General features: G+C 37.4%; 23 protein-coding genes. 5 read left to right on the forward strand and 18 right to left on the reverse strand.

Translation table 11 applies throughout. The features are described 5' to 3' along the window. The 6 genes from IPP32_08810 to IPP32_08835 form a co-directional block, all read right to left on the reverse strand. The gene (locus IPP32_08810; protein MBL0048176.1) at window positions 1–2,073 is read right to left on the reverse strand and encodes a Zn-dependent oligopeptidase; all 2,073 of its coding nucleotides are present in this window, start codon (window positions 2,071–2,073) and stop codon (window positions 1–3) included. Between the two features lie 323 nt (window positions 2,074–2,396). Next, complete coding sequence (locus IPP32_08815; GenBank protein ID MBL0048177.1) at window positions 2,397–2,972, reverse strand: DUF4256 domain-containing protein; 576 nt, start codon at window positions 2,970–2,972, stop codon at window positions 2,397–2,399. Window positions 2,973–3,059: 87 nt separating this feature from the next. Further along, on the reverse strand, window positions 3,060–3,638 hold the full coding sequence (locus IPP32_08820; GenBank protein ID MBL0048178.1) for a YdeI/OmpD-associated family protein: 579 nt from the start codon (window positions 3,636–3,638) through the stop codon (window positions 3,060–3,062). An 18-nt stretch (window positions 3,639–3,656) separates the two neighbouring features. Then, window positions 3,657–4,031, reverse strand: coding sequence for a DoxX family protein (locus tag IPP32_08825; GenBank protein ID MBL0048179.1), 375 nt, complete (start codon window positions 4,029–4,031; stop codon window positions 3,657–3,659). Between the two features lies 1 nt (window position 4,032). Continuing rightward, on the reverse strand, window positions 4,033–4,500 hold the full coding sequence (locus IPP32_08830) for an SRPBCC domain-containing protein (GenBank protein MBL0048180.1): 468 nt from the start codon (window positions 4,498–4,500) through the stop codon (window positions 4,033–4,035). A gap of 2 nt (window positions 4,501–4,502) precedes the next feature. Next, window positions 4,503–4,826, reverse strand: coding sequence for a winged helix-turn-helix transcriptional regulator (locus IPP32_08835; GenBank protein ID MBL0048181.1), 324 nt, complete (start codon window positions 4,824–4,826; stop codon window positions 4,503–4,505). 272 nt (window positions 4,827–5,098) lie between these two features. Here IPP32_08835 and IPP32_08840 point away from each other — a divergent pair, with 272 nt between their 5' ends. Both IPP32_08840 and IPP32_08845 read left to right on the forward strand, forming a co-directional pair. Further along, window positions 5,099–5,422, forward strand: a complete 324-nt coding sequence (locus IPP32_08840; protein ID MBL0048182.1) for a T9SS type A sorting domain-containing protein — start codon at window positions 5,099–5,101, stop codon at window positions 5,420–5,422. Between the two features lie 237 nt (window positions 5,423–5,659). Further along, a complete protein-coding gene (locus IPP32_08845; GenBank protein ID MBL0048183.1) occupies window positions 5,660–8,014 on the forward strand; it encodes a T9SS type A sorting domain-containing protein in 2,355 nt (784 codons plus the stop codon). Window positions 8,015–8,039: 25 nt separating this feature from the next. Here the strand turns inward: IPP32_08845 and IPP32_08850 are convergent, their stop codons facing one another. From IPP32_08850 to IPP32_08860, 3 genes are all read right to left on the reverse strand, one after another. After that, window positions 8,040–8,432 carry a hypothetical protein gene (locus IPP32_08850; GenBank protein ID MBL0048184.1) on the reverse strand — a complete coding sequence of 131 codons (393 nt, stop codon included), beginning with the start codon at window positions 8,430–8,432 and terminating at the stop codon, window positions 8,040–8,042. A gap of 136 nt (window positions 8,433–8,568) precedes the next feature. Then, window positions 8,569–9,060: a hypothetical protein gene (locus IPP32_08855; GenBank protein MBL0048185.1), complete on the reverse strand. Its 492-nt coding sequence runs from the start codon at window positions 9,058–9,060 to the stop codon at window positions 8,569–8,571. A 62-nt stretch (window positions 9,061–9,122) separates the two neighbouring features. Then, window positions 9,123–9,539, reverse strand: a complete 417-nt coding sequence (locus IPP32_08860; protein MBL0048186.1) for a VOC family protein — start codon at window positions 9,537–9,539, stop codon at window positions 9,123–9,125. 344 nt (window positions 9,540–9,883) lie between these two features. On the opposite strand from IPP32_08860, the gene IPP32_08865 reads away from it, so the two are divergent. Both IPP32_08865 and IPP32_08870 read left to right on the forward strand, forming a co-directional pair. Beyond that, a complete protein-coding gene (locus IPP32_08865) occupies window positions 9,884–11,383 on the forward strand; it encodes an aldehyde dehydrogenase (GenBank protein MBL0048187.1) in 1,500 nt (499 codons plus the stop codon). 64 nt (window positions 11,384–11,447) lie between these two features. Next, on the forward strand, window positions 11,448–11,822 hold the full coding sequence (locus IPP32_08870; protein MBL0048188.1) for a DUF779 domain-containing protein: 375 nt from the start codon (window positions 11,448–11,450) through the stop codon (window positions 11,820–11,822). A 4-nt stretch (window positions 11,823–11,826) separates the two neighbouring features. Here IPP32_08870 and IPP32_08875 read toward each other — a convergent pair whose 3' ends face one another. Beyond that, window positions 11,827–12,747, reverse strand: coding sequence for an AraC family transcriptional regulator (locus tag IPP32_08875; GenBank protein ID MBL0048189.1), 921 nt, complete (start codon window positions 12,745–12,747; stop codon window positions 11,827–11,829). 295 nt (window positions 12,748–13,042) lie between these two features. On the opposite strand from IPP32_08875, the gene IPP32_08880 reads away from it, so the two are divergent. Further along, window positions 13,043–14,299 carry an NAD(P)/FAD-dependent oxidoreductase gene (locus tag IPP32_08880; protein ID MBL0048190.1) on the forward strand — a complete coding sequence of 419 codons (1,257 nt, stop codon included), beginning with the start codon at window positions 13,043–13,045 and terminating at the stop codon, window positions 14,297–14,299. A gap of 57 nt (window positions 14,300–14,356) precedes the next feature. Here the strand turns inward: IPP32_08880 and IPP32_08885 are convergent, their stop codons facing one another. The 8 genes from IPP32_08885 to IPP32_08920 all read right to left on the reverse strand — a co-directional run bounded on the left by IPP32_08885 (window position 14,357) and on the right by IPP32_08920 (window position 19,810). Beyond that, window positions 14,357–15,136, reverse strand: a complete 780-nt coding sequence (locus IPP32_08885) for a T9SS type A sorting domain-containing protein (GenBank protein ID MBL0048191.1) — start codon at window positions 15,134–15,136, stop codon at window positions 14,357–14,359. A gap of 103 nt (window positions 15,137–15,239) precedes the next feature. Beyond that, entirely contained in the window at window positions 15,240–16,613 is a 1,374-nt protein-coding gene (locus IPP32_08890) for a hypothetical protein (protein MBL0048192.1), read from the reverse strand. Further along, complete coding sequence (locus IPP32_08895; GenBank protein ID MBL0048193.1) at window positions 16,573–17,145, reverse strand: RNA polymerase sigma factor; 573 nt, start codon at window positions 17,143–17,145, stop codon at window positions 16,573–16,575. Before IPP32_08895 ends, IPP32_08890 begins: the two co-directional genes overlap by 41 nt. A gap of 94 nt (window positions 17,146–17,239) precedes the next feature. Next, window positions 17,240–17,761 (reverse strand): DinB family protein, encoded by a 522-nt coding sequence (locus IPP32_08900; GenBank protein MBL0048194.1) that lies wholly within the window; start codon window positions 17,759–17,761, stop codon window positions 17,240–17,242. A 33-nt stretch (window positions 17,762–17,794) separates the two neighbouring features. Continuing rightward, complete coding sequence (locus tag IPP32_08905) at window positions 17,795–18,202, reverse strand: hypothetical protein (GenBank protein MBL0048195.1); 408 nt, start codon at window positions 18,200–18,202, stop codon at window positions 17,795–17,797. 11 nt (window positions 18,203–18,213) lie between these two features. Further along, entirely contained in the window at window positions 18,214–18,813 is a 600-nt protein-coding gene (locus tag IPP32_08910; protein ID MBL0048196.1) for a GNAT family N-acetyltransferase, read from the reverse strand. A 22-nt stretch (window positions 18,814–18,835) separates the two neighbouring features. Continuing rightward, the gene (locus IPP32_08915; GenBank protein ID MBL0048197.1) at window positions 18,836–19,204 is read right to left on the reverse strand and encodes a glyoxalase; all 369 of its coding nucleotides are present in this window, start codon (window positions 19,202–19,204) and stop codon (window positions 18,836–18,838) included. Window positions 19,205–19,348: 144 nt separating this feature from the next. After that, window positions 19,349–19,810 (reverse strand): hypothetical protein, encoded by a 462-nt coding sequence (locus tag IPP32_08920; GenBank protein MBL0048198.1) that lies wholly within the window; start codon window positions 19,808–19,810, stop codon window positions 19,349–19,351. Window positions 19,811–19,813: the final 3 nt, after the last annotated feature.

Here is a 19,813-nt window from a genome sequence, read left to right on the forward strand (position 1 = left end):
TTAATCCAAGCCCAAACTTTTAATATAAGCTTTGTTATCAGAAGGTCTTCCTAAAAATTCTTCCACCGCTTTTACAACATCTCTTTGAGTGCCATTGGCAAGAATTAATTTGCGGTAATTCATTCCTGTTTTAGCGTCGCGCAATCCGTTTTTCTCAAATGCTGTAAACATATCTTGTGCATACACGCGCGACCAAAGATAGCCGTAGTAGTAAACCGGATGTGTGTTTATATGAATCCAACTGGCCTGTGGATGCGTATTCTCCACATAAAAATTCATTATTCCCAATTGTTTATCCAGGTCTTTCCATAACTGATCGGTAGATACAGGAGCCGCAGCATTGTATTTATCATACAAATTCATATCGTATAAACAACGCTGTAAAGATTGAATAGCAGCAATACCGGAAGCCACATTTTTTCCTTTCAACATATTCTCAAAAGTTGCTTTGGGAAACACTTCGCCCGTCTTATAATGCTTTGCAAAAGAACTTAGAATGTCGTAATTCCAAATCCAGTTTTCAAATAACTGCGACATAGCTTCAGTAAAATCGGCTTTGGAATTGGCTTGTGCAGTGTAATCTCCGTTGTAAGACATCATATTTACAATGTGTCCAAACTCATGAAATAAGGTATTTAATTCTTTAAAGCTAAGCAGTGAAGGAAGCGTTTCGGTAGGTCGCGAAAAATTTCCAAGAAGCATGGATACTGGAATTTCGTAACCTTTTGAAGTAGCTTTTCCGGAAACGATGTTTACGCCATAAAACCATGTTTCCTTATTGGGACGTGGGAATAAATCAAGATAAAAACGACCTTTTAGTTTATCGCCTTCATATACTTCATACATTTCCACTTCTTCATTCCACACCGATGGCTTATTTACTTTTCGAAATTCAAGTCCCAAGAGCTTTTGATAAATTTCAAACATACCCTTCAAACATTGGTCCATTGGTAAGTAAGCTCGCAGTTCTTCGTAGTTTACTTGATATTGTTTCTTTAAAATTTGATTTTTAAAATAGGAGATATCCCAAGCTTCTAAGCTTACAGCTCCATTATTATTAAGTTCTGCCTTTTTCTCATTTTGCAATTGAACAATATCTGCTTTAGCTTTTTCGCCTGAGCGCGCAATCAAATCATTAATAAATCCCCAAACTGTTTTAGGGTCCTTTGCCATTTTAGGCACAAGAGTGTAAGCAGCATAAGATGGGTATCCCATTATTTTAGCCAATTCATCCCGCTTTCTTACCAGCTTATCTAATATGGCCAAATTTTTATCTGCAGCTCGGTTATAAAATTTAAAGTAGTAGGCTTTACGCGTTTCTTCACTTGAGGCATTACCCAAAACCGTTTCGCTGGTAGAATTAATAATTGGAATTTCGTATTTGCCCTCTGCAACTTTATAGCTCTTTTTAAACTCCTCAGGAAGCCCTTCCATTCCCTTTTCATCCAGTGCTAAAATATCTTTGGAGGTATTCATGTTGTTGGAATAATCGGTCGAGAGTTCACTAATTTCTTTACTCAAATTTTTATACTGGGTTAATTTATCGGCAGCTAAGTTTACACCCGATTGTTCAAAATTGAGAATCATTTCATCCACTAAACTTTTCTTACTTCCGCTAAGTTGTTTATAAGCTTCAGCCGATTTGAATGCCAGCATTTTGGTGTAAATACCTTTGTCCGAAAGCATGGCAGTAGAGAGGGAATCCAGCAATTGATATCCGGCTAAACCGTTGGCACGAATCACCGAATCACTCGATACCCAATACATCATGAAACAATTGTTGCTGGTTGTATTGATGCGGTTATAAATTTCATCCATAGCCTCAAACACATTAGAAAAACCGGGAGTCTTTTGCTCCTTAATGGTGTTGAGTAATGAATTTACTTCTTGCATCGTTTGTTGCGCATAGGCTTCAATAGCTTGCGGAGTTACTTTTGCATAGTCAACCGGAACGTTTAAACCAACCTGATAAATAGAACGAGCAGTTTTATCAGATGATTGCGAAAAAGCACTAAAAGTGGTGAGTATACTAATCATAAGGGTAATTTGCTGAATTTTGAATTTTAGCGACATCGTAATTTATGTTAAGTGAATAGGAATAAAATTTTCGCTAATTTATTCATTTGTTTTAAAGCAGTAGAGGTATATGGATCAATTTATTTGATTCCCCTTTTTACTGCTATTTAAAAGCTAGTGAAGAATAACGCAATGAAAATTAATTTTTGTGATTAACATTATTTCATTCATATAAGATGTAGTCAGCTAATGTAAGTAGGTTCGAAAAGCCACTTTGCGCATCAAAAAAAACACTAATACAAGCGGTTTTGAATTAAAATAAATCTTAAAAGTAGACCGAAGTTTTGAAATTCTATGCTCGTTAGGTTCTATGAATTAGTTTACACAACAAGTCTGGCGCGAAACCCACGAGCTGCATAATAAGACTGAACGCCGTTGTGGTAAACGAAAACAGTGCCGTAACGATAATCGCCAAAGAGTGCACCATCCAGTTTTCGGATAGCATCGGGCGTTTTAAGCCAACTGGAAGTTTTGGTATCAAATTTCCCAAATTGTTGAAGATGGCGGTACTGTTCTTCGTTTAAAAGTTCCACACCCATTTCATCCGCGCAATCGATAACATTATTTTTGGGTTTATGTTCCTTTCTTTCTTCCAAGGCTTTGCGGTCGTAGCAAAAACTTCTGCGCCCACTTGGACTTTCAGGAGAGCAATCATAAAAATGAAAAACACCGGTATCTTTTACGTCAGCAATTACATCCGGCTCACCACCGGTCCTTTCCATTTCACTTAGCGATCCTAATTTTTCGGGGGCAGCACGCAGTTTTTTTTCAACTGCTTTCCAATCTATTCCTTTGTGACGATTGGGATTTTTATTAAAGCGTGTGCTTAAAACACTCAAGAAAGATTCAATTTGTGCTGGTAGGAATTGGTTCTCTTTGTGGCTTAATTTGCTCATAGTTTAGGTTGGAGTAAACAGTAAGACAGTTTAATGATTGCTAATGAATTTAAAATTAGCAAAATTAATTTCAATTTTTCAAAGGCATCAATCATCCAATCCTTTCCCGGAAAGAATTATTGGAATGTATTTTTCAATTCGTGCAATTTTTGTTTTGATTTGTTTGGCTGCTGCAAAATAAAGCAGGTAGCCACGCTGACGCCCGGGAGTTAAAGCTTTGAATGCTTTTTTTAAGTTTGGATTTCGTTTTAACTCCAGTTCAAATTCTTCAGGCATTGGGAAATCTTCCGTTTTCTTAAAAGGCACTTTTAAACCAGCTTTTTCAACTTCAATGGCTTCAAAAATATAGGCTTTTATTGTTTTTTCAAGCTTCACAATTTCTGCTAAAGAGGAGAAACGAAGCTGGCGCGCAGACTGTACCTGGGGCGTTTGCTGAATTAATATTTTCTTGCTGTCCTTAAGTAAAACACCTTTAAAAAACAAATAGGCGCAATACTCTTTAAAGACATGTATTAAAACAATATTACCATGCTTATGGGAATAGGAGGGAACGCCCCATTTTAATTCTTCGGTGAGTTGACAATCCAAAGCAATTGTGCGCATTTTTTTTATCTCTTCTTGCCACTTTCCGTCTTTATTAAAGTAAAAATCAACTTTTGGATTCATGTAATTTGGGTTTTTAATTTAGTGTTTAATTTTTCTATCTGCCGGGCGAAAATACCAGGAGAGCATTGTCAATACAAGTAATAAGCTTGGACCAAAAAATTCTTTTGCTGCATCTCCATTTACAAAGTGCGCAACTAAAGCTCCAGTCATGGTGAAAAAAAATCCTGCATAGGCCCATTCCTTTATCAAGACCAATTTCGGAAGCAAGATAACAATCACACCGGCAATTTTCCAGATTCCAATCAACCTGATAAAATAAGCGGGAAATCCTAGTAGTGCCATTTTTTGTACCTCTTCAGGAAGATTTAAAACTTGAACTATTCCGGTAGATAGCATTCCTAATGCCGACCAGCAAGTTGTAATCCAATAAATTAGGTTAGCTTTTTTGTCCATGCTAATCTTTTTTTTGATTTGCGAATTCTTGAAGTCGATTATGTGCCATATTAATACCTTGTGCAAAAGGCAGTTTAAGCAGTTGATCTCGGATAGCAATCGATTTAAATACCAAGTGCATGGTGAGCATGCTGCGGTCGTTGGGGCTAGATTCAAATTCCAAAAACTCTAGTTGCGGACCCATGTTAGCATTTTCCATTTCAAAGGTGCGGATGATTTTTTGTTCTGGTAAAAACGCATGAATAACGCCGTTGAAACCATGTTTATTTCCCATAGGATCCGTGGTTTCAAATCGATAGCAGCCAAATTTTTTATTTTCGAGTTGCAACACTTTGGTGCCCATCCATTGCTCTAATAATTCAGCTTCGGTGTAGGCTTTAAAGAGTAGGGGCAGAGGCAAATCAAATTCGCGCGTAATAAATAATTCCTGTTTACCTTCCTTAGCCCTTATTTTAGTTTTAAGTTCCATGCTTATTTTTTTGATTTATATTTTTTCATCAGGTTTTCTAATTTATTAAACCTGTCGTCCCACAATTTGGCAAAGGGTGTGAGCCATTCAGCAACTTCCTTCATTTTGGCGGGATTAAAATGATAATAAATTTCGCGGCCGGATTGTTCCTGCCGCAGAAGTTCGCATTCCGTAAGTATTTGAATGTGCTTGGAAATAGTAGGACGAGCCGTTTCGAAATTGGCTGCGATTGCCCCGGCTGTCATAGATTGAGCAGCTAATAGCAATAAAATCGATCTTCTCGTAGGATCGGCTATTGCTTGAAAAACATCTCTTCTTAAATTCATTATGAAGTTATTTGGCTACAAATATATATGAAGTTATTTGACTACGCAAATAAAAATTCATAACGGCTAATTAGTGATCGGACTGCTAGTGGTCCGACCACTATTTTTCAAATGTTAGCGGCTGCAGTGGTACAGCAATTGCGTTAAGTGGAACACCAGCGGGTGGTAGTTGGAGTGCTGCAAATCCTTACACAGGGGCAAGTACCAATTATACCAACAGTAGTACTGATGGAAATGGTTGTTTAGCAACTAGTCCATCTGCAAGCATTACAGTGAATCCTTTACCGACAGCAAGTATTAGTTCAACGGCAACAAGTGTTTGTGCAGGAGGAAGCATTTCTTTATCAATCAATACAGGAGCAGATTTGAGCTATCAGTGGAAATTGAATACAGTTGCCAGAGTCATGGTAACGCAAACAGAGGATGGGAATAGGAGCCAGGTAAATGTTTACCAAAATCCATCAGAAAGTGGTATTTTTACCATCAGGTATGAGCATAACGTTATTATCGCTATAGAAGTAATGGATACGCAAGGGCAAAAAGTTTTTGAAGTTAAAGAAGTAGCAGATGATGGTGAATACCGCTTATCGTTGTAGCATCTGCCGCATGGAATGTATCTATTAAAAATACTGGGAGAGACTGGATTTAAGATTATACGTTTGGAAAAATAACCTTCCGCTATTGCGGACTAAAACAATGGTATTCATTTGGAAAGGTCTTTATTGAAGAATGGGTTTTTAGCTCTATTTTTTAGCTTATCATTTTATGTAAATTGCTTGCAGGCGCAATGGAAGTCGGTTCCCGGACCTTATCTTTCCTCTCAGTTCATTTCCATGGAGGTTTCTAAAATTGCGGTTAGCAATAATACAATTGCAGCTTTAATAGGGCAACAAGTTTATTTGTCAAATAATAATGGTGCCAGTTGGATGTACGCTTCAGGAGGAAATTTCGGCATTAACACACTTATATTTCTGGATTCAACCTTATTTATCGGGAAGTATAATGGAATGTTTCTTTCGAATAATTGGGGCACATCTTACAGCGCAATAAACAATGGATTACCGGCAAATTGTAGTGTGAATGTTTTGCAGGCTATCGGAACAAACATTGTAGCATCTGTGCGGAACAACGCGACCTCTGAAACGGATGTGTACTATACAATTGACAAGGGGAATTCCTGGAACTTGAGTAACGGATTACAGAACTTGGATGTTAATTGCATGGCAAATAATGGAATAAATTTGTATGCCGGTACTTGGGATGGACTTTATGTATCCTATGATAAGGGCGCAAACTGGAGTTACCTTGGTTTCAACAATAAAACGATAAGTGTTTTAGGAGCAGATGGCAATCGCCTTTTTGCAGGAGAGGGAAGCTCCGGTGGATTTTTATCTATTTCTCAAGACAATGGGACTACCTGGACATCGGCAATGAACGGCCTTCCTCAATACTTAGGTAGTATGGTATTTGTTGGAACTGCTGTTTATATAATTTCGTACTGGAATGGCATTTATGTTTCGAATAACAATGGAGGGAGTTGGACATTTTGTGGCAGTGGCGGTTTTATGAACTTAAGTTGCATTGCCACTAATGGTTCAACTGTATTTGTGGGAAGCAGCGATGGTTTTAGTAATTTGGGTGGGATTCAAAATACGGGTTTACACACCTATAACTTGACTATTAAATCACTTGTTTGCAATAAAGATAAAATGGTTGCAGCAACCGGTTACTTGGTTCATAACTCTACAGACAATGGGTTACACTGGAATTATTTTCTTCGTAATATGAATTGTCTCATTGCCAATGATTCACTTGTGATTGCAGCGGATAATGGAGCCATTTATTTATCTCGGGATTTTGGTGCTAATTGGGAATATAGATATTCCATGCCATCGGGATCAGATGCGGTTAGTGCTTTTGCTATGAAGGATACACTTGTATTTGCAGCCAGCAAAGGGAATGGATTTTATAGTTCAAGCAACTCAGGAATATATTGGAAGCAAGATACAACAGCTCCTGCTCTGAAAAATATAAATGCATTAGAGTTTATAGATTCCCTCTTATTTGCGGCTTCAAATTCTAGCGGTATGTTACTGTCTTCGGATTATGGAAAAAACTGGAAATCTGTTTCCATCGGTTTACCGGATACTAGCATTTTATCTCTCGCTCGATTTGAAAATAATTTATATGCTGGTACGAGAAATTTTGGGCTATATAAATCTGTTGATTTCGGGGCAAGCTGGTTTCCCTTAAATATTGGTATAAGTAATGCCCGAATATTGAGTATTCATACTATGGGACCGAATGTTTTGGCTGGTATTGCTGAACATGGATTATCAATTTCTCGGGACGAGGGCCAAACCTGGAGGAAGGAAAATTTAGGATTGATGAATTATAACATTACAGCGATTACTAATAATCAAACCAATGTATATTTGGGTTCTGGAGGACATATTGAAAATGGTGGCGGAGTATGGAAACGTGCCATTTTAGAAATGAATTTGTTTCCCTATGTAGAGGCAATAACCTACAATAAAAGTCCAATTTGTGCTGGGGATAGTGTGCAGGCTTTTGTGCATGTACTTGGTGGAACCGAGCCAATTAGCTACACTTGGAGCAATGGCAATTCAGGGCCGGTAATTTCGCTTGCACCTTCGGTGAGCGCGAATTATACTGTAAGCATTATTGATGCTGCTGCACAAGCATTGTCCACTCAGGTGCAACTTCATGTTCAGCCAGCCATTCAGACACCTGTGATTCATCTTTATGAAAATACATTGTTTTCAAATTTCGCGACAGGAAATGTATGGATGTTGAACGGAATTCCTATCAATGCAGCAATTGGTGCGAGTTATAGTGTAAATAAAACAGGCAATTACTCGGTACAGGTGGTAAAAGATGGCTGTTATTCAGATACTTCAAACAGTATTAAGATAACATCGCTTTATAAACCCCTGACATTTAATGAAATTGAAGTATATCCCAATCCCACTGAAGCTGAGTTAACGATTCGCTCACCAAAGAAATCAATCATCCGTATTTTTAATTCATTGGGTGAACTCACGCTAGAAAGTTTTGCAGAAGAAGAAAATACCAAACTTAATTTAGCCGCAATTTCTTGCGGATTTTACTTCCTATACATTGAAACTCCTGCTCAGGTATGGACAGGGAAATTGGTAAGAAGATAATTGTATTCCAGCGATTGCTATAAAATCAAATACTATCCAATTCCTGCTTTAATTTAGTGAGGTAATATTTTTCAACACGGTTTATTCCCTTGTAGGATTCAGCCACATGCTGAGCCGCAGCCATAACCGATAATTTCAAAGTTGGATTAACTTCTTTTGCATTTTTTTTCAAAAAATCGATAAAGGATGCAAAAGCATTTTCAACATCTGCATCTTCTTCAGTAAGCGCTTCTACTTCAAATTCAGTATAAAATGCATCGTTGATTCCGGCTTTGTCGGTTTGCTCTTCGTAAGGGACAAAATCTTTCATTACTATACTGTGCACGGAAGAAATTTCCTTGTCGTGAATTTCACCATCTGCATTGCTAATGGCGTAAAGCAATTTACCTAACTCTTCATATAACTGTTGATGATTCATTTTAATAGATTTTTATACGAAAATAGATGACACATTTGTTTTGTTTTCTGACTTGCATCATACTAAGAAATGATTGCAATCACTCCATTGTAATTAGTGCTGTGAAATAAGTTGCTTGGCAGAAGCATGGCAAAAATTAATCCTCATGTTCCTCTTGCGCATCTTGTAATGGTGCAGCTTCAATTGTATTGCCGCTTACTTCACTATGACGAATTTGGCCACCCATATAACCGGTTCGGGCAATGAGCACAAAACTTAGTAATGCAATAACAAGCACAACTTTTGAAAAAGCACCGCTCAAAGGAGCTTTACTTATGTTTAAAAACAAGCCTATGAGTGCCGCAACTCCCAGCACAATTAATCCTATTAAAGAAACAAGCGCTGATTCTTCATGTTCATGAATTAAACGCTTTGATATTCCTTGAAGATGTTCAACAGATTCTTCAGCAGCTTCGCCTGTAAAGTAGGCTATACCGGCACCAATTGCAGCTAAAATAAAAACATTGTAAGCGGCCGTAATCGTGGAGTTGCTCTTGGAATATAATCCATGCAATAGGACAAGGGCTCCTAAAAACGAACCAAAAATAGGTAAGTGGGTAATTAGTAAATGAACATGTGTTTGATTCATAATTTCTTTTTATCAAAGGTTACTATTCGAACGTTAAATCAGGCTGATATAAATCATATATTTTATTTTGTTGTACCGCCTTCAAATTTGCCATATTCAATATCATTAGGCTCCCACAGTTCAATTTTATTTCCTTCCATATCTAGGATGTGAACAAACTTACCGTAGTTAAAAGACTCAATGGTATCGGTAATGGTAACGCCTTCTTTCTTCAAATTTTCAACCAATGAAAGCATGTTTTCGACACGGTAATTAATCATGAAATCTTTTTTGCAGGGTTCAAAGTAGCTGGTCTTTTCTGAAAAGAGGCTCCATTGGGTATAGCCCTTTTTAGTTGAATCTGCACCTTGATACCATTCAAATGTGGTTCCATATTTATTGGTATTTAAGCCAAGATGTGTTTTATACCATTCGCGCATCAAAGCAGGATTTTTGCTTTTAAAAAATACGCCGCCAATTCCGGTTACCCGCTTGGGCATTGCTTCGGGGGAAGTGTTGATGAGTTTATTGACCGAAAACCCAATGAAAAACGAACAGATGAGCGCAGTAGTGAAGAAGAAATTTTTTTTCATGATTTTATATTTTGTAATGTTGAAAGCAAATCTAAAAACTAAACTAAGTTAAGATTCTTTTCAAATTAGAACCTAAGCTATTTGAACACTAGTAATGAAGCCTGACCGTGAATATGCAGCTTGCAGTTTGTATAATTTATGTTTGGCCAGTTTTGAGATATTATTCTGAATGCTATCATTTGAATGATTCGTGCTATTGTTAAATGCAGTAAAAAAATAGTATTGCAATTCACAAATTAAAACCCATTCAAATGTCAAATCAAAAACCTTCATTTAAACCGTTTTATGATAATTTCATAGGCGGAAAATTTGTAGCTCCGGTTAAAAAGGAGTATTTCGAAAACATCAGTCCTATCGACGGCAAAGTCTTTACAAAAGCTGCACGATCGGGTAAGGAAGATGTGGAGTTAGCTTTGGATGCAGCCCATATTGCATTCGCAACCTGGAGCAAAACTTCAGCTGCCTTTCGATCGAGTATTTTAAATAAAATAGCAGATGTGATGGAAGCCAATTTACAGACGCTCGCTGTAATTGAAACGATTGATAATGGAAAACCCCTGCGCGAATCGGTGCATGTGGATTTGCCTTTGTGCATTGATCATTTCCGCTATTTTGCAGGTGTAATTAGAGCCGAGGAGGGAACTATATCAGAGCATGATTCAAACACTGTGAGCATTGTGATGCATGAACCCTTAGGTGTAGTTGGACAAATTATACCTTGGAATTTTCCTTTACTGATGGCTGTTTGGAAACTAGCGCCCGCATTGGCTGCAGGATGTTGTGTGGTGATGAAACCGGCAGAGCAAACACCTACCTCCATTATGTGTTTGATGGAATTATTGCAAGATGTAATTCCGGCAGGTGTTGTAAATATTATAACAGGATTTGGTCCGGAAGCAGGCAAGCCATTGGCTCAATCGCCGCGTATATCAAAGGTTTCCTTTACAGGTGAAACAACAACAGGAAGATTAATTATGCAATATGCATCTGAGAATTTAATTCCTGTAACCATGGAGTTAGGTGGAAAATCTCCGAATATTTTCTTTCCATCGGTTGCGGATGCGGATGATGATTTTTTTGATAAAGCCATAGAAGGCGCAGTACTTTTCGCAGTGAATCAAGGAGAGGTGTGTACTTGTCCATCGCGCATTTTAGTGCATGAATCCATTTACGAGAAGTTTATGAGCAAGGTGATTGAACGCACCAAAGCTATTAAAATGGGGAATCCATTAGAAATGACAACGATGATGGGTGCACAAGCTTCAAACGATCAGTATGAAAAAATTCAATCCTATTTAAAATTAGGAAAGGAAGAAGGAGCTGAATTGCTTTGCGGTGGCGCAGTTCAAAAAATGGAAGGAGAGTTAGCAGGTGGCTATTACATCCAACCTACCTTATTTAAAGGGAATAATAAAATGCGCATCTTTCAAGAAGAAATTTTTGGACCGGTGGTTTGCGTTACTACTTTTAAAACAACAGAGGAAGCCATTGCCATTGCTAACGATACTTTGTATGGATTAGGAGCAGGAGTATGGACCAGAGATGCACATGAATTGTATCAGGTACCACGTGCTATTCAAGCAGGTCGTGTATGGGTAAATTGTTACCATGCTTATCCGGCTCATGCGCCTTTCGGCGGATATAAAAAATCAGGTTTCGGAAGAGAAAATCACTTGATGATGTTGGGCCATTACCGTCAAACAAAAAATATGTTGATCTCTTATGACAAGAAGAAACTAGGTTTCTTTTAAGCACATAAACAATAAACAAACCGATTCGAAGAAAATTCGTTCGGTTTGTTTTTATACCTCCAGTATGATTGCACGTGTAACGGCTACACCTGAAGCCATTGAAGTAATTCGGAATCTCAAACTAAAATTTGGCCAATTGATGTTTCATCAAAGTGGCGGTTGCTGTGATGGTTCCCAGCCCATGTGTTTTGAAAAAGGTGATTTTATTATTGGCAACAGCGATGTATGCCTTGGAACGGTTGATGATTGCGAATTTTGGATGAGTAAAGATCAATTCGAATATTGGAAATACACCTGCCTAAGCATACATGTTTTACCCGGGAGAGGATCCAGTTTTTCGTTAGAGATACCAATGGGCTTGCGCTTTATTACACAATCGAGGATGTTTACACCGGATGAACTAGCCAATTTGGAACCCCTAACATTTTTGGAGGAATAGCCATTCAATTATGCTGCAACAATTGCTGGTATTGCTTGGGAGTAATTCCTTCGTAGTGTTTAAAAATGCGGATAAAATAATTGCTGTCCTCAAATCCTGCCTCGTAAGAAACATTTTTGATGTAGATATCTTTGTTTTTTAAATACTGTTTGGCAACTTTAATTTTCTCCAACATTATAAATTCTATCGGGCTAATTCCCAATTCGTTTTTAAACATACGATAGAGCGATGAGGTGCTCAATCCGATTTGTTTCGCAATTAATTTCAAATCCATTTTGTTGGAAATATTCGCACGAATCAAGGTTATTGTCTGCATTAATTGTGTGCTCTTGCTTGTATCCTTTTCATCTTGAATCCCCTTCAATGTTTGAGATTGAACAATTTTTACTAATAATTCCTGAAGCGACAAATCGGCCAAGGTATCTTTAAAGATGGAAGTGCTTTGGCAAATACCTATAATTTTATTGATCACATGCGCCATTTCTTCATCGTTTTGAAAAAAGAAATTCGACTCATCCAATTGCCAAAAATTGTTGTCACCTTCTTTTGGATATTTTTCATTTAGGAAACTTAAAGTATCGTTTATTTTTTTATTATCGATTGCAAGTGCAAGGCACTGAGTGGGATTGTCAAGCGTTGCTTCTGGAAAATCTATTTTCATACCGGTGTTGGAAGGAATGATAACAGATTCGCCAGGCAAGTATTCAAATCCTTCCTTATCGAAAAGATGCATTACTTTTTTACCTTTCAACATGCTGGTTACCACGAGGTCATTAAATTGCAAAGGAACACGCTCAGATTTTTGGTAGGTTTCGAATAGATTTAATTCACAATTTTCGAGGTTGTAAATGGTTCTGTTTTCAACCAGTGTTTTAAGCGAGCTTTCGTGTGTAAGCGCAGTTGGATTCAGTGTTGCTTTTCTCATAACAGTTATTTCACATGCATTTCGTGATTACATAAATTCCGTTCTCAGCTAGTTTTTACATATTTTAGTTGGTACTCAGTTCAACATCCTCAAACATAAAATGTTTTACAAGATAATGCACTATTAATTGCACCGAACTGATTAAAATCATGTCTAAAAAAAGAAATTAAAGACTTATTGTTTTAACAAATAATTCCTAATACAATTTGCAACGAATCAATTGTTAATTCGAATTGGAAAAATCTGAGTAGCTTCGAAGAAGAATATTTTAATTTATTTGACTTCAAGACGAACCATGGAAACGATAAAAAAGAAGATAATCATAGTAGGTGGTGGATTTGCCGGCATTCAACTGGTGCGCAATTTGGATAAAAGTCTTTTTGACATTTTGCTGATAGATAAAATCAATCACCATCAGTTTCAACCCTTATTTTATCAAGTAGCCACCTCGCAGCTTGAGCCTTCCAGTATATCTTTTCCATTGCGCAATATTTTTAAGGATAAGAAAAACCTTCAAATTCGACTGGCAGAAGTACTTCAGGTTATGCCTGCTTCCAAAAAAATCGAAACCAGTATTGGTGATTTTGAATATGATTATTTAGTGCTTGCCATGGGCTGCAAAACCAATTTTTTTGGGAATAAAGAGATTGAAGAAAATGCGTTTACCTTAAAATCAACTTCCGAAGCCATTGCCATTCGAAACCACATACTCAAAACATTCGAAGCAATCATTTCAAGTAATGAAGAAGAAAAGCAAGGCTTAATGAACTTAGTGATTGTTGGCGCTGGTCCAACAGGAGTGGAGCTTGCAGGAGCATTCGCCGAAATCAAAAAACACATTCTTCCGAAAGATTACCCGGGAATTGATTTTTCGAAATTTAATATCGTATTGGTGGAAGGGAGTGCACACAGCTTAAATAACATGAGTGACACTGCAAAAAGCGCCTCCTTGCATTATTTGAATGAAATGGGAGTTACTTTTCTTAAGGAAACGATAGTTGAGAAGTATGACGGTAAGTTGCTCACATTTAAAAATGGTAATTCCATCCAAACAAAAACTGTAATATGGGCAGCAGGTGTAATTTCCAATACTTTACAAGGAATCCCTGACACTTGCTATGGCCCGGGAAAGCGCTTGAAAGTAAATCGAATTAATAAAATTAGTGACTGTGAAGCTATTTTTGCTCTTGGAGATATCGCTTATATGGAAACACCCAAATATCCCAAAGGCCATCCTCAAGTTGCCAATGTTGCCATCCACCAAGCCAAGAACCTCGCAAAAAATTTGAATCGTTTATCGTCCGGTAAAACTGAGCAAGAATTCGAATACAAGGATTTAGGATCGATGGCTACAGTAGGAAGAAACAAAGCAGTAGTGGATTTACCCTTTATCCATTTTAAGGGATATTTTGCTTGGTTAACCTGGATGTTTTTGCATCTAATGCTGATTCTAAGTGTGCGCAATAAACTCATCATTTTTATCAATTGGGCTATCGCTTATTTTACAAAGGATAGCTCATTACGATTGATCTTAAATCCCGGGAAAAAATAAACTCCGAAAATTTCGATTTATTTATAGAATATAAATGCCCTGATTTTATTGATTTGCTTAATAGTTGTCAGCTATTAGCAACTTCTTCTTTACAATCAATTTTTCATTTTCGCGCACTTCTATAAAATATACTCCCTGTGCTAAATTTCCGCGAGTAAGCGTGTACGAATTTCCTGAAACGCTACTAATTTGTTTTATCGCTTGCCCTAAATAATCATACATAATAATCTTGGCATTCAACAATGTTTTACCGAACTGCAAGAGGGCTTGCGAGGAGAATGGCTGCGGAATAACAGTAAGTTGTGCCTGCTCGGAGATGCTTTGAATTCCGGTAACATCCTCCATACGAATTAAATCAAAAAGTCCTGTAACTAGGAGGGGGCCTGTAACCAAACCTCCATGTAAAATTACAATTGCAGTATCGCCCGAAGCAAGCGCAAAGTTTGATTGTACGGATAATTCCGTCCATGTATTCGATGTAGTGGTACTGCCCAATTGTAAAGTGATTTGACCATTATTGATGGTTCCGAAATATAAACCTATAGGAAAATTAGTAGTAGCTTTTGCCCAGCAGGAAAGGGTGTACGACTTTAAGGGATTAATGGAAGTGATCCGTTGAAATGCATATCCGGGAAAGCAGGCTTGTAAATTACCACCCATCACTTCAATACACCAAGCACCTCCGTTTGGTGGCGCATCCGGAGTAGAAATAGACCCGCAAGTCCATTCCCAATTCGATAAATCTGCCATTGAATTGTTTTCAAAATTTCCATTTAAAATTTGTGCTTTTAATGAAATGGCAACAGTCATGAACGAAAGAATAAATATTTTTTTCATTTTAAATTAAATTAGGGTTAGTACTAAATTTTTCATTTCAGAAGCTTTACAACTTCATTAAACATGACAGTCCAAAAGATGAAAACGCTGCTTGAACAAAAATTTAGTTTAACATGTATCGCAAATTTAATTGCACTGCATATTGCTGGAAGCGCTCGCTGTAAGGATAAGCGGCTATATAAATAGATTTGCTGAAATTTTTATAGGTCGGGACAATCTCAAATTGCAGGTGATTATTGATTGCATAATTAATTGAAATGCCGCCTCCATAACTAAAGGAAGAAGCTTTTAAATCTACTTTCCGAATAGAAACATATTCGAAATTTTCAAAATCATAACGATATCCTTTCACAAGTATGAGTTTATGATAAGCCATTTCCGGCACCAAGTAAAAGCTAATCTTAGATTTCTTGTAGAGTTGATAACGCAATCCAAGCGGAACGGCAACATAGGTGAATTTATTTAACGTATTTCCATCTTGTTTGTCATTAATGTTGTAAAAGGCTCGATGTACTGTAACTATTGGTGTAGGGGAGGTAGTTACTTTACTTGAGTCATAAAAATAAACTGCTTGTTGATTTTTGATTTTTTGCGCCAATTGCACATACATAATTCCGCTGTAGATTTCGATTTTTGGAACCGGCTCATAGTTCACATACACCTGATAATTTAGTTGCACAGTAGGTTTATCAGTTGAATCCCGATAAGCTGCTACAATTTGATATGAACCTTTTTCCTTATGTTTTACAAAACTCATTGCAGGAGATACGCCAATTCCAATGCTCCATCTGCTTTTTTTGTCGTTTTGTAAAACACTATCTTTTACTGAAAGCATCAATACGTCAGTAGATATAGAATCATTGGTTTTGACTGTTATGCTATCCCTGCTTTTCGGTATCGAATCAATTGAAATGATTGTCAGCGGTTTTTCCAAAATTTCTTGAACTTCTAAATTGCTTTTTACAAAATTTTGTACTGTTAAAACTACATTTCCCGTGGTATCATGTTTAGTAATTGGGCTTTGTGTCTGAGGTTGTGGATAATGAAACGGCTTCTCGTTGCTTGCTTGCGCAGTTTTTTGTATGATGGCAGGTAAACTACTAACATTTTCCGATTGATATTTTGAATCTTGCCTATTCCGTGCATGAGAGGCATTGGCTTTTTCTAGCGTAGAATTTTGAAGCAAAGAAGTAGCATTTTGAATGGTTGCATTTTCAGTATTAGTAGCTGCTTGCTTTATTTTTTTATGCGTAACAGTAGTTTGAATGGGAGCAGGATTCCCAATATAATATAGCAGCAGCCCTCCACTAAGCAAGGCAATGGTTGTGAAAAAAAATATAATTATTCTCCTTTTTCTTTCACGCAAACGAATATCTGCTTCAACTTTCTCCCAAATGGAGGCGGAAGGTTCAATTGAAAAGTTCTCGAAGGAACTTTTAAACTCCTTGTTCAAATCTTCCTGTTCTTGAAGCATCATTACTTATTTTATGTTCAGCACTTAGTTTTTGAAGCAGCATATTTCTTGCCTTCATGTATTGTGAGCGCGAAGTCGCCGCTTTAATTCCAAGTAGCATTCCAATTTCTTCATGCGAATACCCTTCAATTGCGTATAAATTAAAAACGGCTTTGTAGCCGGTAGGCAATTGTTGTATCAGCTCAATCAATTCCTTTTCCCGGAAGGGGTGAACCACCACCTTAGTATCACTAATTTGCTCAATAGGCAGTCCACCCTGCGAATCATTAAATGGGTGACGCGATTTAATGCCATTTAATGCAGTATTAATTACAATTCTTCGAATCCAGGCACCCAATTCTCCTCTCTTTTCCCATTGGTGTAGTTTTCTAAAAATGGTGATAAAAGCATCTTGTAAAAAATCCTCCGCTTCTTCTCTCGAATGGGCATACCGATAGCATACACCAAGCATTTTAGGTGCAAAGTGCTCATAAAGCTGCTTTTGTGAATCGCGCTTACCTTTTAAACAAGCTTTAACCAGTTCAGATTCATTCACGCAAATGCGAATTACATGGTTGACAACTGTTTTGATGAAAACGTTGCTTGCCCTATCAAAAATAATGGAATATTCAGTTTGTAGATTATATCGCTCAGAGTTTTGCTAAAGCAGATGGTAATTTCATCTCTCTCCGCCAAGCCGCCAACTGCCCCAGGTGCATGGCTTCGTGATTGATGCACATAAAACAAATCATATCTAAAAGTGTAGGTAGGTAAGCGGAAAATCGCCAATTGAAATTATGCTTCAACTTTGTTTTATCAAGCGCAAGAAACAAGCGCTTTACTTTTTCGTGTTGCTGCTTTAATTCTTGCAAAAGTAATTCCTTAGCGGGATATTTGCTTGCATCGGTATCCGGTAAACGCGGGTCACCGGGGCCCTTTCGTAAAAAAAGTAAATCCCATCCGTCAGGCATTACCAATGTTGCTCCCAAATCTTCTGCCAATAATGCGGCTCCAGAAACTAAATGGCCAAGCGTAAATGCCGGATGATTTACCAATCCAACAGCGGGAATAGTAGTCATCTGCTCAGCGCTTACATCCTCTACTAATTTTTGAGCGTAAGCAAAATTTAAATCGTATTGATTTACTAGTATTTGTAGCGTAGGGTCCAACATTACAGCGGATATGGTTCAGCTAATACATTAAATTTATTTCGCCCGCATTTTATTTCCTTTGGCATCATGCGTTAGTTCTACCCATCCCAATTTTTCCATTAAAGGCGGAATGTACATTCCAAATCGTCCGCGCAGTCCCTTCTTTAAACCATACCATCCTTTTACAGGATTTTTTTCGGAGCGTCCCCAAGCTTCCACCGTTCCTTCCTTTGCTGGCTTTTGTTCGTCTGCGCTTCCCAATTCCATCCAATCGCCATACTTTTTTAGCATTTCATGCAAATCGCTTAAACAACGCAGGTCATAATGCAATACCGTTTTTCCAACGGTGCACACAAGAATCTCTTTACCTTCCTTTTCATCCACATGCATGGTATATTCCGAACTTAAAGGTGGAGTTTTTAGCAGTAATGGTTTTTCTTTTGTTCCAATTTTTGATTTCATGAGATTTGATTTTAGTTGATGTAATACCTTACCATTGGCCGATTTTTGGATGTTTGATCTACAATTTTGAAGCCGGCTCTTTCGAAAGATTTATAAAGTCCAATCCAAGCAAAGGCATCCGGAAGTTTTTCTTGTGTGGGGATGGTAGGATAGGCCTCCACAATTTTTATTCCTTGTGATTTAGCATAAGCACAAAGTCCCTTTAATAACGCAACCGATACGCCTTGCTGCCTGAATTCTTTGGAAATAAAAGTACAAGGTATCGACCAAACGGCATTGTCATCAATAGGTTTATGCACTCTTGATTTTTGAAGTTTGATAAAATCTTCACGCGGCGCAAAGGCACACCAAGCAATGGCTTCGCCTTCATACAGCGCAAGCATACCGGTTGGGGCCTTGTTCCACACCAATTCCTTCATTGCATTTTTATTTCCATCGTTTGTCTTGCCTTCCACATAATCAGCTTTATTTAAACGGTAATACATGCACCAACAATTTCCACAGGCTCCTTTTGGTCCAAAAAGTGCTGTGAATTTAAGCCAATTGTTTTTTGTTAATGGCTCAAACGTTAGCGCCTTAATGAAACTGTCGTTGTCTGCATTGATTTTCATATTGTTCAACTAACAATAAATCCTACATCAAATTAAATTCACCTACATGCCATAAAACTCCTGACGGATCGTGTATAAAACATTCGCTACCCCAATCCAATTTGCGCACCGGCAACAGCTTTATTTCTTTATATTTTGATGGGAGATTCAAGCTTGATACTACTTCCCAAAAACGAGCAACATTATCCACTTCCATAAAAACCATCGTATTATCCACCCAATCTTTTACATATGCATCCTGCAAATAGAAACCAAAACTACCGGAATTGAAATAAGACATGTTCGAAGAAATTACATTTTCTTTGAACCCAAGGTCACGGTAAAAATTTCTTGACACATCATAATTTTTCGCACCGATAAAGGGGCGAATGGATTTAGCTTTATGTTCCATGCTACTGATAAAGAATTAATTTGCTTCGACTATTGTAGTGCCAAATTAGGTATATAAATGCAAAAATACTAGTAGCTATAAATAGAAAATCAAGTCAAAAAATGAGCAATTGCAAAAAATCAAAGCTATAGCGTTTGTAGAAAATTAAATACGTTCATTTAATTGAGCATCCAAATATGCTGTAAAATTTGGATTAGGAGCTTGCATCAAAATATGTTTAACCCAAGCATTTCGCTCGTGCCAAATTACAGCTAGTTCCCACACACAGGTTACACACCCATTTTTTGAAATTAATTTAATCGCATTCGCTTCTAACTTATATGCACAAATTTGAAGCATATTTTCATCCATCCAAGAACTTAGAACAGCAAAAAATTCCTTTTCACCCTGATGCAAAATTAGGGTAGCATGCTGATGCGATTTGTATCCGGGAGTTTTGCAATTATTCAACCAATTTGGAAGATCCTGCTTAACACGATATAATTTAGAATATGCAATTTCAGTAGTTTTAGTTGAAATGCCATAAATTTTAACTTTCCATTCAAAGTATTCATGTATCTCTAAAAAGCGGATAAATCTGGGCGTATAGCTTGATTTGAAATTCATTCG

This window comes from Bacteroidota bacterium, from assembly GCA_016721765.1.
Taxonomy (GTDB): domain Bacteria; phylum Bacteroidota; class Bacteroidia; order UBA4408; family UBA4408; genus UBA4408.

Bases quoted from the DNA above. Each gene is read 5' to 3' on its own strand.
- IPP32_08810 (MBL0048176.1), bottom strand. From the start codon at position 2,073: ATGTCGCTAAAATTCAAAATTCAGCAAATTACCCTTATGATTAGTATA.
- IPP32_08815 (MBL0048177.1), bottom strand. From the start codon at position 2,972: ATGAGCAAATTAAGCCACAAAGAGAACCAATTCCTACCAGCACAAATT.
- IPP32_08820 (MBL0048178.1), bottom strand. From the start codon at position 3,638: ATGAATCCAAAAGTTGATTTTTACTTTAATAAAGACGGAAAGTGGCAA.
- IPP32_08825 (MBL0048179.1), bottom strand. From the start codon at position 4,031: ATGGACAAAAAAGCTAACCTAATTTATTGGATTACAACTTGCTGGTCG.
- IPP32_08830 (MBL0048180.1), bottom strand. From the start codon at position 4,500: ATGGAACTTAAAACTAAAATAAGGGCTAAGGAAGGTAAACAGGAATTA.
- IPP32_08835 (MBL0048181.1), bottom strand. From the start codon at position 4,826: ATGAATTTAAGAAGAGATGTTTTTCAAGCAATAGCCGATCCTACGAGA.
- IPP32_08845 (MBL0048183.1), top strand. From the start codon at position 5,660: ATGGAGGTTTCTAAAATTGCGGTTAGCAATAATACAATTGCAGCTTTA.
- IPP32_08850 (MBL0048184.1), bottom strand. From the start codon at position 8,432: ATGAATCATCAACAGTTATATGAAGAGTTAGGTAAATTGCTTTACGCC.
- IPP32_08855 (MBL0048185.1), bottom strand. From the start codon at position 9,060: ATGAATCAAACACATGTTCATTTACTAATTACCCACTTACCTATTTTT.
- IPP32_08860 (MBL0048186.1), bottom strand. From the start codon at position 9,539: ATGCCCAAGCGGGTAACCGGAATTGGCGGCGTATTTTTTAAAAGCAAA.
- IPP32_08865 (MBL0048187.1), top strand. From the start codon at position 9,884: ATGTCAAATCAAAAACCTTCATTTAAACCGTTTTATGATAATTTCATA.
- IPP32_08870 (MBL0048188.1), top strand. From the start codon at position 11,448: ATGATTGCACGTGTAACGGCTACACCTGAAGCCATTGAAGTAATTCGG.
- IPP32_08875 (MBL0048189.1), bottom strand. From the start codon at position 12,747: ATGAGAAAAGCAACACTGAATCCAACTGCGCTTACACACGAAAGCTCG.
- IPP32_08880 (MBL0048190.1), top strand. From the start codon at position 13,043: ATGGAAACGATAAAAAAGAAGATAATCATAGTAGGTGGTGGATTTGCC.
- IPP32_08885 (MBL0048191.1), bottom strand. From the start codon at position 15,136: ATGAAAAAAATATTTATTCTTTCGTTCATGACTGTTGCCATTTCATTA.
- IPP32_08890 (MBL0048192.1), bottom strand. From the start codon at position 16,613: ATGATGCTTCAAGAACAGGAAGATTTGAACAAGGAGTTTAAAAGTTCC.
- IPP32_08900 (MBL0048194.1), bottom strand. From the start codon at position 17,761: ATGTTGGACCCTACGCTACAAATACTAGTAAATCAATACGATTTAAAT.
- IPP32_08905 (MBL0048195.1), bottom strand. From the start codon at position 18,202: ATGAAATCAAAAATTGGAACAAAAGAAAAACCATTACTGCTAAAAACT.
- IPP32_08910 (MBL0048196.1), bottom strand. From the start codon at position 18,813: ATGAAAATCAATGCAGACAACGACAGTTTCATTAAGGCGCTAACGTTT.
- IPP32_08915 (MBL0048197.1), bottom strand. From the start codon at position 19,204: ATGGAACATAAAGCTAAATCCATTCGCCCCTTTATCGGTGCGAAAAAT.
- IPP32_08920 (MBL0048198.1), bottom strand. From the start codon at position 19,810: ATGAATTTCAAATCAAGCTATACGCCCAGATTTATCCGCTTTTTAGAG.